Origin of the sequence: Methylovulum psychrotolerans (assembly GCF_002209385.1) — a bacterium.
Lineage (GTDB): Bacteria > Pseudomonadota > Gammaproteobacteria > Methylococcales > Methylomonadaceae > Methylovulum > Methylovulum psychrotolerans.
The window spans coordinates 4,704,050-4,717,945 of sequence record NZ_CP022129.1 but is presented as its reverse complement, the minus strand read 5'-3'; the positions used below and the strand labels follow the sequence as shown (position 1 = coordinate 4,717,945).

15 protein-coding genes are annotated in these 13,896 nt (G+C 50.7%); 7 read left to right on the top strand and 8 right to left on the bottom strand.

The window, feature by feature from the left end; translation table 11 throughout:
- Nucleotides 1-73: 73 nt before the first annotated feature.
- The 5 genes from CEK71_RS21250 to CEK71_RS21230 all read right to left on the bottom strand — a co-directional run bounded on the left by CEK71_RS21250 (nucleotide 74) and on the right by CEK71_RS21230 (nucleotide 4,608).
- On the bottom strand, nucleotides 74-778 hold the full coding sequence (locus tag CEK71_RS21250; RefSeq protein WP_088621252.1) for an MPN domain-containing protein: 705 nt from the start codon (nucleotides 776-778) through the stop codon (nucleotides 74-76).
- Between the two features lie 195 nt (nucleotides 779-973).
- The gene (locus CEK71_RS21245; protein WP_088621251.1) at nucleotides 974-1,564 is read right to left on the bottom strand and encodes a hypothetical protein; all 591 of its coding nucleotides are present in this window, start codon (nucleotides 1,562-1,564) and stop codon (nucleotides 974-976) included.
- 127 nt (nucleotides 1,565-1,691) lie between these two features.
- On the bottom strand, nucleotides 1,692-2,282 hold the full coding sequence (locus CEK71_RS21240; protein WP_157679533.1) for a hypothetical protein: 591 nt from the start codon (nucleotides 2,280-2,282) through the stop codon (nucleotides 1,692-1,694).
- Between the two features lie 179 nt (nucleotides 2,283-2,461).
- Nucleotides 2,462-3,988, bottom strand: a complete 1,527-nt coding sequence (locus CEK71_RS21235; RefSeq protein WP_088621249.1) for a zinc-ribbon domain-containing transport protein — start codon at nucleotides 3,986-3,988, stop codon at nucleotides 2,462-2,464.
- The gene (locus CEK71_RS21230; protein WP_088621248.1) at nucleotides 3,985-4,608 is read right to left on the bottom strand and encodes a TPM domain-containing protein; all 624 of its coding nucleotides are present in this window, start codon (nucleotides 4,606-4,608) and stop codon (nucleotides 3,985-3,987) included. Before CEK71_RS21230 ends, CEK71_RS21235 begins: the two co-directional genes overlap by 4 nt.
- Nucleotides 4,609-5,783: 1,175 nt before the next feature.
- Here CEK71_RS21230 and dbpA point away from each other — a divergent pair.
- The 3 genes from dbpA to CEK71_RS21210 all read left to right on the top strand — a co-directional run bounded on the left by dbpA (nucleotide 5,784) and on the right by CEK71_RS21210 (nucleotide 7,949).
- The gene (gene dbpA / locus CEK71_RS21220) at nucleotides 5,784-7,172 is read left to right on the top strand and encodes an ATP-dependent RNA helicase DbpA (RefSeq protein WP_088621246.1); all 1,389 of its coding nucleotides are present in this window, start codon (nucleotides 5,784-5,786) and stop codon (nucleotides 7,170-7,172) included.
- A 177-nt stretch (nucleotides 7,173-7,349) separates the two neighbouring features.
- On the top strand, nucleotides 7,350-7,556 hold the full coding sequence (locus CEK71_RS21215; protein ID WP_088621245.1) for a CopG family transcriptional regulator: 207 nt from the start codon (nucleotides 7,350-7,352) through the stop codon (nucleotides 7,554-7,556).
- Nucleotides 7,557-7,574: 18 nt separating this feature from the next.
- Nucleotides 7,575-7,949: a hypothetical protein gene (locus CEK71_RS21210; protein ID WP_198328374.1), complete on the top strand. Its 375-nt coding sequence runs from the start codon at nucleotides 7,575-7,577 to the stop codon at nucleotides 7,947-7,949.
- On the opposite strand, the gene CEK71_RS21205 is transcribed toward CEK71_RS21210, so the two are convergent.
- A complete protein-coding gene (locus CEK71_RS21205) occupies nucleotides 7,946-8,167 on the bottom strand; it encodes a hypothetical protein (protein WP_198328372.1) in 222 nt (73 codons plus the stop codon). The two genes, CEK71_RS21210 and CEK71_RS21205, sit on opposite strands and share 4 nt — an antisense overlap.
- Before the next feature lie 61 nt (nucleotides 8,168-8,228).
- Nucleotides 8,229-8,474, bottom strand: coding sequence for a DUF7230 family protein (locus tag CEK71_RS21200; protein WP_088621243.1), 246 nt, complete (start codon nucleotides 8,472-8,474; stop codon nucleotides 8,229-8,231).
- A 73-nt stretch (nucleotides 8,475-8,547) separates the two neighbouring features.
- Here CEK71_RS21200 and mnmG point away from each other — a divergent pair, with 73 nt between their 5' ends.
- Genes mnmG through CEK71_RS21180 form a run of 4 tightly spaced genes read left to right on the top strand, consistent with a single transcriptional unit; the run spans nucleotide 8,548 to nucleotide 12,070 of the window.
- Nucleotides 8,548-10,419, top strand: a complete 1,872-nt coding sequence (gene mnmG, locus CEK71_RS21195; RefSeq protein ID WP_088621242.1) for a tRNA uridine-5-carboxymethylaminomethyl(34) synthesis enzyme MnmG — start codon at nucleotides 8,548-8,550, stop codon at nucleotides 10,417-10,419.
- Complete coding sequence (gene rsmG, locus CEK71_RS21190) at nucleotides 10,419-11,048, top strand: 16S rRNA (guanine(527)-N(7))-methyltransferase RsmG (RefSeq protein ID WP_088621241.1); 630 nt, start codon at nucleotides 10,419-10,421, stop codon at nucleotides 11,046-11,048. Before mnmG ends, rsmG begins: the two co-directional genes overlap by 1 nt.
- A gap of 4 nt (nucleotides 11,049-11,052) precedes the next feature.
- Nucleotides 11,053-11,820: a ParA family protein gene (locus CEK71_RS21185; RefSeq protein WP_088621240.1), complete on the top strand. Its 768-nt coding sequence runs from the start codon at nucleotides 11,053-11,055 to the stop codon at nucleotides 11,818-11,820.
- The gene (locus tag CEK71_RS21180) at nucleotides 11,807-12,070 is read left to right on the top strand and encodes a hypothetical protein (protein WP_088621239.1); all 264 of its coding nucleotides are present in this window, start codon (nucleotides 11,807-11,809) and stop codon (nucleotides 12,068-12,070) included. The genes CEK71_RS21185 and CEK71_RS21180 overlap by 14 nt, the downstream gene beginning before the upstream one ends.
- Before the next feature lie 628 nt (nucleotides 12,071-12,698).
- On the opposite strand, the gene CEK71_RS21175 is transcribed toward CEK71_RS21180, so the two are convergent.
- Nucleotides 12,699-13,877 carry a MobA/MobL family protein gene (locus tag CEK71_RS21175; protein WP_088621238.1) on the bottom strand — a complete coding sequence of 393 codons (1,179 nt, stop codon included), beginning with the start codon at nucleotides 13,875-13,877 and terminating at the stop codon, nucleotides 12,699-12,701.
- Nucleotides 13,878-13,896: the final 19 nt, after the last annotated feature.

Below are 13,896 nucleotides of genomic sequence, written 5' to 3'. Positions count from 1 at the left end.
GTAGACCCTGCAAGCGGTTCTGCTCGACCTACGATTGCTAGTTGCAAAAAAAGACTTCAATAAATTTCGCTCGTTATGGTAAAAAACCAAGGGTGGTACATTGCAGTTTCACTTCTGTGTTCGGTGCAGGGGTGTTCGTGGTGTTTGGGAATACATACGCCTTTACCCAGCAACGAAATGATTTATTATCTCCTGCCCCATCTTTCCCATTGTATGTAAATCGAAACGCGCTTTTTTCATCCAAAAAACCATGCAGTGGATCAGCAACAATATTTGTCATTCTGTATATAGTCGCCACCAATCCAACTGTATATATAAATCCTTGCTTTTTTAAAAATTTTACACTTGAAAAGTCTCCTGACTTTGATTTAGGATCACCGGAAAAACGGTATAGTCGTCGTTGTTCAACATTTTGAGCCGTTCTGAGAGACTCTCCGCCAACTAATTCTCCTTGTGACCAAGGATGACTATGAAAATCACCTAGATATTTAAGTTCTGGGTTATACCGCTCGTAAAACCCCTTTTTGATTTCAATTGATTCGGGTTTGCTTGCAACCGAGCCGGGGTTTCGATCAGCAGCTGTTTCAATATCTACCGCAACAATGTGAAAGAACTTATCATCGCCTTTTTCAGTTTCATATCCCCAAATAGCCCCACAAGTTTCAAGTGGAATGTGCTTGGCGAAGTCATGATTTCCACCATGAGGGACTGCATATGCTTCTAATGCGGAAGAAATAATTAAACGAAAAGCTTCAGGTGAAAGAATAACAGTGTTCATTTTTGTGATGTTCCAAAATATCTAAAGTTGTGATAAGGGGCGAGACACTCGAAAGCCTAAGGCAAAACCCAGTACCAATGATAAAAAATGCGCTTCCAAATAGCCTACCTCAGCTTATTCAATTTATCGATTTGTTAGGTCAACCAGACAAGCACTGCTTCAATTTCTCCAAAATCGTCCACAACGAAATTGCTGTTATTTGCCGTAAATAAGATCATGATGCTCGATTGGGATACTGCCCAGAAAAAAAGCCAAGATACTTAGAGACTCATTCCATGCGATTTCTGCTTCTAGCTTAGTTTTTGAGTAATGGGTGTTTATGAATATAGCACAAGTAAACCCCGCAGCGTTGGACTCAATAAATGTAGCTGGTTGTAACTCCCAATTGAAATGTACCTTTACCGAAAAGCCGTTACTATTTAGTAAGCGGTCAAAGTGGAAAAACAAAAGGAAGTAGTTTCTAGCGTCCGTAATAGCGGATATTGAATTGATTGAAATTTCAACATATCCAGCATTTCGAAAGCCTCGTTCGTCTTCAATATCATCACTTACGCAACCGACAGAAAATAGGCCTGTTTGATGGGTGTTGATAGCTCGCACAAGGCTCATAAGCGACGAATCACGTTTAAGCTCAGGTAAGTCTGATATTAAAGCATTGTTACCTTTTAAATCTTTGAAACCATAGTTAGCATCTCCATCATCGCGGACTTCACCAAAGCCGCCATAAGGAATGCCCTTGTATTTGTAGTTGAAAGATAATTGATTAATATAAGCCTGCGTAATCATAATAAAGCCTAAAGCTGTGATAAGGGATGCGTCACTCAGAGATATAAGGTGCATTCCAAACCTAAAAAACAAAAAATTGCAAAAAACTACTAGAAAGTAATTTCAAAAAACCATCAAAGTTTCTGTTTTATTCCTTGCATAGTATTGGCCATCCATTATTAGAACGCCAAGCAGTTTCGATAGCACACCTACCGGGCTTCGAATTTATTAAAAGCCCAAGTGCATCTTGAATGTTTTTTTCCGTATCTGGCGGAATACATGGTAACGAAAAAAATCTTACCTGCCAGCGTCTTAAGCTTAACGGATAATGTTTTATGCCAATCGCTCCAGTTTTCTGGTTATTTAAAGCGAAGTGACTGCGTATGCGAGAAGTAACGTTTTTTTCGTGTCCATTATAAATGACAAGCATATTGTCTGTTAGCGGCGAACAAAGTAAAGAATTCCCGAAGATACCAAGGTGTTCATGGGTAAGCAGCCCAATATCACAACCTTTTTCTGGAAGAGTAGGTGGTTTTTTTATTTTGTGTAGTTCATCGTAGGACATTTCAATCAAAAACCAGTACCAACCGCTTGATGCTTCTAGCCATTTATCTGAGAAGCTTTGAGACTTAGCCCATTCTTCCTGTAGAAATAAATTTACATTCCAAGTTGGTTTTGCACCGAAGTCAATGCTCAGGCTGTTTTGCCAGACAAATTCGGATAGTTCATTAATAGTCATAGAAATTTGAGGGATGTATGCATGTCCAATGTTAAAGATGCGGTGAAACACACCGGAACCGGAATCGGTGCATAACATAAATGCACACCCAGCTTTTGGGAAATATACGCCAAAACTATTGTATTAACAACCTCTGTACACAAAATAATTATGCCTTCAAAAATCAGCTAACTCTCCCATCACCCCTCATAAACCTCATCCTGACTAATCATAAACAACACCCAAGAAAACGCCCCGGTGCTGATTTTCGCCCCGCAATAGCCGCATTCGGCGGTTTGGCCCATTTTGTCAGCGGGGGCGCCGCATTGGGGGCATTGGGTTAGGCTGTATGGGGCGGTGCTGGGGGTTATGCCGTTGCGGCGGACGAAGGTCCAGTATTCGCTGTAGCGGCGCAACTCACGTTTGGAGCCGCCGATGAGTTTGCCTTGGGCATCTTCGGTGTAATCGTAGCAAGCGGCGAAAATCCGCACGGTGATGGCTTCGTAAAAGGCATCGCGGTCGATTTTTACGGCTTCTATTTGGCTGATGCTGAGTTGGTTGAGGCGGTTATACCAGTCGTGTTCGGTATATAAGGCCATCCAGAAGGCGTTGCTCTCGTAGAGGCGGTCGGAGAGCAAATGCCGTACGGCTTGCCAGTCGCGCTGGCTCCAATGGTTATAAATGTCGAGAAAGTAGGCTTTAACCACATCCTCGGCAAATGTCGGCCAAAAGTCTTGCCATGTCGCTAAGCCATGCGCTTCGCTAAAGGCTTGCTGTTGTTGCGCCAAGTTTTCTTGTAGCAGGGTCGGCAAGGCGGTGCCTTGTTCTTGGGTGTAGGTCACTAAGTCGCTGGTCGCCAGGGCGGTGGTTTGGATGACGGCGCGTTGGTTTAAGTACCATTGGCTTGCGCCTTGGCTGATGGTGCTGCCGCAATGCTGGCATTCCCCGGCATCGGTAAAATGCGCGGGCGCACCGCAATGCGGGCAGGATAAGGCCTGCATTTTTTCCGGTGGGGGCGATAGCTGGCCGTGTTGGCGTTGCAAAACCCAGCGTTCGGTGACGGTGTAGCGGGTGGCGTGGTCTTGCTGGTGCAGGGTGTAATTGGCTTCTATGCGCACACTGAGGCGGTCGGTGGGCTGGTCGCCTTCCATTATTGTGCCGATATTTTCAATCCGCAGGCCATTAATGACGATTTCGTTAATTGTCCACGGCCCGGCTTGTTGGAAATGAGTTTGGATGCTGGCGCTGAGGAAAGGGCTAAGGTAGCTGAATTCGGGGTGGGTGGAATAGCTATAAAATTTGCTGTACAGGGAGTGGACAAAATCGAGCAATAACACGGTCGAAAAATTCGTATCGTGCTGTTTAAAGACTGCCAGTTGGCTTTGCAGGCGGTTGTTTTGCTGGCTTTTGTAGGCGCTGGTGGCTTGGGCGACCACCATTTTGGGTTTGTCCCATTGGCGCAGCAGATAAATCAGCAGTATCAGGGCAATAATCGCGATATACGCGGCGGGTAAATCGGCGGGAACACCGCCTAACTTTACGTTACCGCCGCTAAAGCTATGGCCTGAGCCGTATGAACCAAAATTGTAAGCACCGCCATGGCTATAGCCGCCGCCTGAGGGTGCGCTATGCCCGGAACTGGCATGACCGCCGCCGGGTCTTGCTTCTGCGCCGTTCAGCCCCACTATAATGAATATCAATAGCCCGATGCGTTGCCAGATTTTCATAAGTCAATCTCCATCAGGTCGGGCAGTTCGTTAATGTCATTGGCTTGGGGCGGCAAATAACGCTGAAAAATCGGCTGGGCTTTGGCCAGTTCCACCAATAAGGCCTCTAAGGGCTTGGGGCTGGTCATAGCGTTTTGCAGGCCTGCTTCTAGGGTGTGCCATACGGCGGCGGGTAGGGCTTGCGCCGCGCCTTGGTCGGGCAGCAGGTAAGTGCGGCGTTCTAGCCATGAGCAGTACACTAACACGCCGATTTTGGCTTGGGTATGCTGGATGCCGCCTTTTTGGAACACCGCCCGCGCCATGATTTCCACTTGTTTGTTTAAGCGGCGTTTGCCTGCGCTTAGCCGGGTCAGTGCCGGGATATGGGCGAGCAGGTAGGCGAGCATGAAGCCGCCGATGGGGAGGCTGTAGACCCATAAGTCGCTAAATAAAGTGGGGGCAAAGATGCTATAGGTCAGCCCCAACCATGCCCCTAACAACCCCCAGCTGAGGTGGATGTCGTGGTAGTCTGCCGAGCGTGAGCGCAACACGACCACCACTTCCACTTGCGAGTGTTGCTCGATGGCTTTAATGGCCGTCCAGAGACGGTTTTGAAAGTCGGGGGGTAGGGTTTTTTTCATAAGCGGCAATAGGCCTATATAATGGTGGTGGATCTATATGGGTTTTGGGGGGTTGCTAGCAATGTAGGGAGGGCTATTACTCGATAATCAAGTTTTTAAAATCCGAATAAATAGTTCAGCTATCGGATATTAAAAAAGAATACAAGCTATTTTAAAACAAAAAGTTGCAATGGAATTCGGCTCCCTCCCCTGATGGGGAGGGTTGGGGTGCGGAGATTCTAAACAAGGCTTTTTTCATTAAACAAAATAAAAACAGCCTGATTAAAATCTCTTAGCCATGAGTATAAGTTATTGATTTTATTCTCCCCACCCCAACCCTCACTGCCATTAAGTTAAGGGTTTTTGTGGCTATATGGACGATAATAAACGAATTTTTTAGATTATTAACATGGTTAAAAAAAGCGGGCAGTTGAGCGGAGCCGGGATCTGATCGATGCGGACAGCTTCGGGATGGCCTTGCATGTTGACTACGCTTCCGCTTGCGCTCCAACTCCGTCAACACGCCCGGCCCCTACGGCTACGCGGGGGGCGTCGTACACCGCTCCACTTCCGTTTCGCTTCCTGTACTCCTTCACTGAAAAAAGAGGTGAAAAATGCTCTCCGAAATGGAACGTTTTCAGCAAGATTTGCTTGAGTTAGCCAAGCAAATGTATATAAATCAACGGGGATAGGTCTTTCTCAGCAACGCATCGTCGAGTACCCGTCGGGTTGTCATAGAGCCATGGGCAGTGGAGTTTGAGCTTCCAAGCAAGTCATACTGTGAGGTCGTTTCAGTTGGGGGATCGCTTCCCCCCGACATTGAAGTCGAAGATGACGAATATGGGTTCATGTTCTGGATCAACAACATGGGTGCAATCTACGAGTACTGGCAGGATGGACAACTGATCGACTGAGGTTCCTCAAAACTTAAGGGTTAAGGGCATTGAAGCCATTTTTACAATGGAGAACCCATTTTGTCTGATTTTTTGCCGTCACTTTATGAGCGAGTAATGGAGGTTGCTGCATGAATGCAAAAATTCGACCTATAACGTTCTGAGCCTTTGCCGGAAAAACCCAAACCCGCCGAAAAATAAACAATATCCCACGAAACCCTACTGCTTCCCCGCCAGTATTGTTATCATAAGCTATTGAATGGCGGCAGTTCGCCGCTGTTCGCTTGCCTACAAGAGCCATTCGTGAATACTGCCGCTTTTTCGTCGTTACCCCTCAACCCAGCTTTGCTGGAAAATATCGCCTCGTTGGGCTATACCCACCTGACCCCCATTCAAGCCGAAACCCTGCCGCCTATCCTGGAAGGCAAAGATGTGATTGCCCAAGCGAAAACAGGCAGCGGCAAAACGGCTGCGTTCGGCATTGGCGTATTGTCGCGTTTGGAGTTTAACCGCTTCAACGTCCAAGCCTTGGTGATTTGCCCGACCCGCGAGCTGGCCGACCAAGTATGTAAAGAAATCCGCCGCTTGGCACGGTTTACCCAAAACATTAAAGTGCTGTCCTTATGCGGCGGTGTGCCGTTTGGCCCGCAATTGGGGTCTTTAGAGCATGGTGTACATATTGTGGTCGGTACGCCGGGGCGTTTGCAGGAGCATTTGCGCAAGCGCAGTCTGCGCCTGAATCATCTGAAAGTGTTGGTGCTGGATGAGGCGGATAGGATGTTGGACATGGGTTTTGAAGAAGCCATTTCAGATGTCATTTCCTACGCGCCCACCCACCGGCAAACCCTGTTGTTTTCGGCGACCTATGCTGACCCGATCCGCGAGATCAGCAAGAAATTCCAATTCAAGCCGATTACCGTCAGCATCGACAGCAGCCACCACGATAGCGTTATCGGCCAGCATTTCTACCAAGTCGACAAGGCGCGGCGCATGAGCGCTTTAGGCTATCTGTTGGCCTATCACCGCCCCGAATCGACAGTGGTGTTTTGCAATACCAAGCGCGAGTGCCAAGATATTGCTTCGACTTTGGATAACTGCGGCTTTTCGGTGCAAGCTTTGCACGGCGATTTGGAGCAAAAACATCGCGACCAAGTGTTGGTCAGGTTTGCCAATAAAAGTTGTTCGGTGTTGGTCGCCACCGATGTCGCGGCGCGGGGGCTGGACATTAAAGAATTGCAAGCGGTGATTAATTATGAACTGCCTTGGGACCCGGAAATATACGTCCACCGCATAGGCCGTACTGGCCGCGCGGGCAAGCTGGGCTTGGCCTTAAGTTTATGCACCGAAGCCGAATTACCGCGCGTTAAGGCCATAGAAGACTATCAGGGGGTGGCGGCAAAATGGGATGAGGTCGCTCCGTTCCCGATGGCTTACGCCGAACGCTTCCAACCGCCGATGGTGACGCTGTGGATAGACGGCGGGCGGAAAAACAAATTGCGCCCGGGCGACATTTTAGGAGCGTTAACAGGCGATGCGGGTCTGGCGGGCAACGCCATCGGCAAAATTGACATCTTCGACGACCATGCTTATGTGGCGGTTAGCCAAGATAGCGTTGATGAGGCGTTGGCGTGGCTGAAAAGGGGCAAGATTAAGGGGCGTAGCTTTATGGTGCGTAAGTCGCAGTGGGGCTAAAGTTGGTACACTCGGTTATATCGTGCAATGGCTAAAGACCATTGCACTCCGTTCGGTGCGGTCTCTCCGTTGCGGTTGCCTTGGGCATAGTTATATGGCTTTTATACGGTTGACGTAGGTATTTCATACACATACAATAACCTTTCGTAATTCCTCGGTATTTTAGGATAGGCAACTATGGCGACAAGAAAAGTGACGGTGAATCTGCCAGAAGATCAAATCGAGTTTCTCCAGCAGATTGCTGCAAAAGATCACCTGACATTTACTGATGCCCTGCGTAGGGCGATCAACTCCGAAAAGTTCTTTGTGCAACAGGAAAATGCCGGGTGCAAGGTGCTTGTTGAAGGCCCTGACCAGCGCATCCGCGAAATTTTACGCAAATAGCGGCACATTGGAGGCTTTATGACCCAAGGCGATGGTCTGCCAGATAGTGTCATGGTTAGTGGTGACGCATTAGTAGCGTCATCCGGGCAAGACGATAGTTTGGATTATTCGGGTGATGCCGCCAGTAAGAACCCTGTTGTTACGCCGCAGTTTGGTGATTTCTATGATCCGAGACCCCAAGAAGATGGGGCCCGCAGGATCATAGCGTATCTTTTAATCGGGCTGCTATGGTTTGTTGTGGGTGGCATGTTTGTGCTGTTGGCCTTCGGGTCAATTAAGGTTATTGATATTAAAGAGTTTGCTGTAGTGCTCGGCCCTATAGTCACTCTGGTCTCGGCGGCAACGGGTTTTTACTACGGGACAAAATCCACCGTACCGTCAAATAATGCCTAAAGCGGCTTTGCTGTCATGCCCTGCATTTGGTTAGCGTAGTCTTTTCCGCTGGTTGCTGGCGGTAAAGGCTTGCCGCTTCTTATCGACAGGGCAATGCTTGCCTCGGCTATCTCACAAAGTTCAGAGAAAACCTGCTTTTCGTCATTACCGTGGCAACCGCCATAAAACAGCCCCGGACAACTGCCGATAAAGCATTGGTCTTTATCCGACCATACCACAATTTTTACATAACGCCGTGCTTATGGCTCCCTAATCAGCCTTATTCGGCTAAAAATGGTTTTACTGAGGCGAACACAGGGCGGTAACTGATGACGCGCCCACCAACCCGGCAACCGTGCAAGCGGCTTCTGCAAACAGTCTCAAAAAACTAGTTGCAGAAGCCTCCTGCTTCCGGTGCTTAGCGTTGCGGCGGTATTGGGTTTTATCTTGGAAGACGTGCGCCTTATTAAACTGGTGGGCGAACTTGGCGACGGGATTTTGTAAAACAATCTCCGGCGTTGGCTGTTGATTTTTACGTTTTTTCATGGATTACCTCTTATAATATGTACATTAATGCGCCGCGCCGTTGCGGCACTATGAACAGAGTAAAGTAAAAGCCATGAAATTCAAAAAAGATTTTGATGTGATTGTGGTCGGTGGCGGACACGCGGGTACTGAAGCGGCGTTGGCGGCGGCACGGGCAGGGGCTAAGACCTTGTTATTGACGCAAAATATCGACACCTTAGGGCAAATGAGCTGCAATCCGGCCATTGGTGGCATCGGTAAAGGCCATTTGGTGAGGGAGATTGACGCGCTGGGCGGGGTAATGGCGCAAGCCATCGACGTGGGCGGCATCCAGTTCCGCACCCTTAACGCCAGCAAGGGGCCGGCGGTACGCGCCACGCGTGCGCAAGCCGACCGGAAATTGTACAAGCAAGCCGTGCGCACGGTGTTGGAAAACCAGCCGAATTTGGCCTTGTTCCAGCAAACGGTCGCCGACTTGATTGTCGAAAACCACCGCGTCGCCGGGGTCAAAACCCAAATGGGTTTGGACTTTAAGGCCAAAGCGGTGATATTGACCACAGGCACATTTTTGGCGGGTAAAATCCATATCGGTTTGGAAAATTATAGCGGTGGCCGGGCGGGCGATTCGGCTTCGGTCGCCTTGGCGGAACGCTTGCGGGAAATGCCGTTTCGGATCGACCGCTTAAAAACGGGTACACCGCCGCGTATCGACGGGCGCACCATTGATTTTAGCCAATTGCAGGAGCAACATGGCGACACGCCGATTCCGGTGTTTTCGTTTATGGGCAAGCCGAGCCAGCATCCCCGGCAAATTCCTTGCCATATCACCCGTACCACGCAAAAAACCCATGATATTATCCGCGCCGGGCTGGACAGGTCGCCGCTGTATTCGGGGGTGATCGAAGGCATAGGGCCGCGTTATTGCCCGTCGATAGAAGATAAGGTGGTGCGTTTTGCCGACCGCGATTCGCATCAGATTTTTATCGAACCGGAAGGGCTGGACACCCACGAGATTTATCCGAACGGCATTTCCACCAGCTTGCCGTTTGATGTCCAGTATGAATTTGTCCGCTCTATGCCGGGCTTTGAGAATGCCGAAATCATCCGCCCAGGTTATGCGATTGAGTATGACTTTTTCGATCCGCGCGATTTAAAAATGTCCTTGGAAACCAAGCATCTGGATGGGCTGTTTTTCGCGGGTCAAGTCAATGGCACGACCGGTTATGAAGAAGCGGCGGCACAGGGGCTGATTGCGGGCTTAAATGCGGCGCGGCAGGTGCAGGGCTTGGAAGCATGGTGTCCGGCGCGGGATGAGGCCTATATGGGCGTGATGATTGATGATTTGATTACCCGTGGCACCCAAGAGCCGTACCGCATGTTCACCAGCCGCGCCGAGTACCGCTTGTTGTTGCGCGAAGATAACGCCGATTTGCGCCTGACCGAAAAAGGGCGCGAATTGGGGCTGGTCGATGATGCCCGCTGGCAAGCGTTTAGTGCCAAGCGCGAAGCGATTGGCGGCTTGCAAGAGATCCTGAAAAAGACCTGGGTGCGGGTGGACAGCGAAGCCGCCGCCCAAGCGGAAGCTTATTGGGGTAAGCCGTTGTTAAAAGAAGCCAATTTAATGGAATTGTTACGCCGCCCCGAAGTGGATATTGCCCGGTTATTGGCTTTTGTGCCGGATACCGACGGCTTGTCCGAAGCGGTCAGCGAGCAGGTGGAAATACAGGCGAAATATGCCGGGTATATCGTCCGGCAGCAATCGGAAATTGACAAATCTTTGCGCTATGACCATTTAAAACTGCCGGAAAGCCTCGATTACAAAGGCATTCCTGGCTTATCTAACGAAGTGAGCGAGAAGCTGAAAAACCAACGCCCGGAAACCTTAGGGCAAGCCTCGCGCATTCAAGGTATCACCCCGGCGGCCATTTCCTTGCTGCTGGTCCACTTAAAGAAGAAATCGGCCTAATGGACGCTTGCGAACACGAATTACACCACGGCTTACAGGCTTTAGGGTTAACGGTAGAACCAGCCGCCAGCACCGCGTTGCTGGCGTTTATCGCCCTGATGGAAAAATGGAATAAGGCTTATAATCTGACCGCCATCCGTCATAAGGAGGCGATGGTCGGGCTGCATTTGTTGGACAGTTTGGCGATTATGCCGCACCTGCACGGGACACGCATTATCGACATCGGCACGGGAGCGGGCTTGCCCGGCATCCCGTTGGCGATTTGTTGCCCCGAAAAATCCTTCACCTTGCTGGATAGCAATGCGAAAAAAACCCGTTTTGTCCAACAAGCCATCTTGGAACTGAAACTGAAAAATGTTACTGTCTGCCATCAGCGCGTGGAAGATTATCACCCCGAACAGGGTTTTGACTCTATACTGACCCGTGCTTTTGCCAGTTTGCCGGACATTATCGCCTTAACGGCGCATCTGGTGGCGGCGGACGGGGTGCTTCTAGCCATGAAAGGCCAGGCGGCCGAGGCGGAAATGGCGCAAGTCACCGCGCCGACAACACTGATACCTATCACCGTGCCGGGCATTGCAGCCGAAAGATGTCTGGTGCGTGTCACAACGCTAGACCAACCGAGGTAAGGAAGTGGGAAAAATAATTGCCGTCACCAACCAAAAAGGGGGGGTGGGAAAAACAACAACCAGCGTTAACCTTGCGGCTTCCTTAGCTGCCGCCAAACGCCGCGTGTTGCTGATGGATTTGGATCCGCAAGGCAATGCCGCGATGGGCTGTGGGGTTGATAAGGACAATGTGGCGTATTCCAGCTATGATGTGCTGATGGATGATGTCCCCGCCAGTGCGGCGGTGGTGGTGCGTGACGAATTGGGCTTCTCGGTGATTCCCGGCAATGCCGACCTGACCGCCGCCGAAGTGCAATTAATGAACGCCGACCGCAAGGAGTTGCGCCTGCGCGATGCTTTGGGGCAAATCACCAGCCAATACGACTATATCCTGATCGATTGCCCGCCGTCGCTGAATATGCTGACCTTAAACGCAATGGTCGCCGCCAATAGCCTGCTGATTCCGGTACAATGCGAATATTACGCCTTGGAAGGCTTGTCGGCGTTGATGACGACGCTGAAAAACATCCAGAACACGGTTAATCCCGGTTTGTATCTGGAGGGTATTTTGCGCACCATGTTCGATGACCGCAACCGTTTGACCAAAGATGTCTCCGAGCAACTGCTGCGCTATTTTGGCGACCAAGTGTTCAGGACGTATATCCCCAGGAACATCCGCTTGGCCGAGGCCCCCAGCCACGGCTTGCCGATCCTGGCTTATGACAAATCCTCACGCGGGGCGGTGGCCTATAACGCGCTGGCCGAAGAAATGATAAACAATGAAAAGAAATAATCCCTCTAACGAAAGAAAACGCGGTGGCCTCGGTAGGGGCTTAGAAGTCTTGTTGGTCGACACCAGCCCCGTGGAAGGTGTTGCCCCACCGCCCGCCGCCGCATCAGAAACGACCCCCGCAGCGAATGCCAGTACCATCGCCTTGCAAGGCGCCTTACACGTTGAGCGTAAGCAATTATTGCAGGAAGCCGAGGCGTTAAGGATTTTGTTGCTGGAATTTGACTTGCTGGTGCGGGCGGATTTGCATTGAGGGCGGGGCGGCTTTCATTATAGTTAATGGCTATTTGCCAAAATTCGCTTAAGTAGGTGTGCCTATATTTTTTAACATTGTTATCTCTGCCTTGCCCTGAGCGAAGCCGAAGGGAACAGGGGCTTTTTCCCCTGACTTTCACCTGTACGACGGGGAGAGGGCTGGGGCGGGGTTTATTCACGAATGTTAAAAGATATAGGCACATCTACTTATGCTCGATCATCAAGTTTTTCATAAAACCCGCCCTGAATAGGGTAGGGAATTTGTTAAAAACACAAATGTGTAGGGTAAGACTGCTCCCTCCCCTGATGGGGAGGGTTGGGGTGGGGAGAATAAAATCAATGCATTATGATTTTGGCAAAGGTTTTCGCACCAAAAATCAAGGGAACGGCAATTGGGAAGACCGGGTAAGCAGTGAGTGTAAAAAGTGTACTTTCTGCACTCTCTGAAAAATGAAATCGATTATCTTTAACTGGCTGCCGCCGAGTTTCACCGACGATAACCACTGTAAGAAGACAATAAAGTCCTATACTTAGCTGACCGCATCCCGAAGGTACTGCTTACAGATATAATCAACTGATATTGGCAGCTATGTACTATTTTTACATGTATGTCGGCTGTACCCGGTTTAGCGTTCGTGGCCGCCACGGTCTCGCGCCTTTTTTTGTGCCTGTTCTTCCAACAGGCGGCGGAGACGTTCGCCTCGGTTTCTGTCGGCCTCGGTCTGTGCAGCCTCCCGTGCTACGGTGCGGTTTTGCTCAAGGCCTTGCGCTTGCGGTTTTTGTTGGACGGTGCTTTCCGGCGTGATGCCCTTCGGTGCGGCATGGCTTTCTTTCAGTCGGGCGGCAACCTGGGCATGGGTTTCATGCAGGGCGGAATAATCGCGGTTGGGGTTGGCTCTTCTTGCCGCCATGCGTTGCCCGTATTCATCCAAGCTGCGCGGGGCAAGGGATTCCGGCTCGGCCTCAAGCGCGGCTTGTTGCTGTGCGATGCTGGCAAGTTCCGCTTTGATCTCCTGCCGCTCGGTGTTGCGGCTCTCAATATCGCGGTTAAGGTCGCCGCGCTCGCTTGCCTTGCCTTCCCGTTCTATCGCCGTGGCGGTCACGCCAAGGTGCTTGCTCGCTTCACGGTCGCACTGTCCGGCATAATCATTATCGCCCCGCGCAAGCGCGGCGGCTTGCTGTTTTTCCAATGTTTCGTGGCCGTGCCGCCACCTCGCCGCTTCGATGTCCTGCCCTGCCCGTTCAAGTTGCCGTGCGCCCAGTTCCGCCCATTTTTCCTTGAGGTGTCCAAGGGTTTCCTCTCGGTTTTCGTAGCTGGAAAAGCGGCGGTCTTTATTTTTGGCGAAACCGTTTTCATCCAGTGGCCTTTCCGAAAACAGGATATGGACGTGAACGTTCCGTTCGTCGCCGTCCGGTGCGGGCGAATGGATCGCGGCGGTCGCCATAAAGCCCTTGCGGGTGAACTCTTCGCGGATGAAGTCTTTCAGGATATATTCGCGCTGTTGCTCGGTGAGTCCGTGCGGAAAGGCGGCGACATATTCCCGCGCAAGGGTGGAATTTTTCCGGTTTTCGACCCGCTCCACTTCGTTCCAAGATTGCCCGATGTCCTGCGTCCAGTCGGGCGTGGCCTTCGGGGCGGCGTGGTAGATAAATTCCACACCCTGCTTGCGGGTGTAGTCGAAGGTCTTGTCCAGCCGTTCGTCTTTCAGCTTTTCCGCCGTCCGGTAAGACACCGCCGCCACCGCGCTTTGACCACGGCTGCGGCTGACGGTTTTCGCGGAAAAATGGTAGGCGATGGCGGGCATGGTCTGGGGGTCTCTGGGG

Excerpts from the sequence above, each read along its gene's own strand:
- CEK71_RS21250 (WP_088621252.1), bottom strand. The coding sequence starts at position 778 with ATGAACACTGTTATTCTTTCACCTGAAGCTTTTCGTTTAATTATTTCT.
- CEK71_RS21245 (WP_088621251.1), bottom strand. The coding sequence starts at position 1,564 with ATGATTACGCAGGCTTATATTAATCAATTATCTTTCAACTACAAATAC.
- CEK71_RS21240 (WP_157679533.1), bottom strand. The coding sequence starts at position 2,282 with ATGACTATTAATGAACTATCCGAATTTGTCTGGCAAAACAGCCTGAGC.
- CEK71_RS21235 (WP_088621249.1), bottom strand. The coding sequence starts at position 3,988 with ATGAAAATCTGGCAACGCATCGGGCTATTGATATTCATTATAGTGGGG.
- CEK71_RS21230 (WP_088621248.1), bottom strand. The coding sequence starts at position 4,608 with ATGAAAAAAACCCTACCCCCCGACTTTCAAAACCGTCTCTGGACGGCC.
- CEK71_RS21215 (WP_088621245.1), top strand. The coding sequence starts at position 7,350 with ATGGCGACAAGAAAAGTGACGGTGAATCTGCCAGAAGATCAAATCGAG.
- CEK71_RS21210 (WP_198328374.1), top strand. The coding sequence starts at position 7,575 with ATGACCCAAGGCGATGGTCTGCCAGATAGTGTCATGGTTAGTGGTGAC.
- CEK71_RS21200 (WP_088621243.1), bottom strand. The coding sequence starts at position 8,474 with ATGAAAAAACGTAAAAATCAACAGCCAACGCCGGAGATTGTTTTACAA.
- mnmG (WP_088621242.1), top strand. The coding sequence starts at position 8,548 with ATGAAATTCAAAAAAGATTTTGATGTGATTGTGGTCGGTGGCGGACAC.
- rsmG (WP_088621241.1), top strand. The coding sequence starts at position 10,419 with ATGGACGCTTGCGAACACGAATTACACCACGGCTTACAGGCTTTAGGG.
- CEK71_RS21180 (WP_088621239.1), top strand. The coding sequence starts at position 11,807 with ATGAAAAGAAATAATCCCTCTAACGAAAGAAAACGCGGTGGCCTCGGT.
- CEK71_RS21175 (WP_088621238.1), bottom strand. The coding sequence starts at position 13,877 with ATGCCCGCCATCGCCTACCATTTTTCCGCGAAAACCGTCAGCCGCAGC.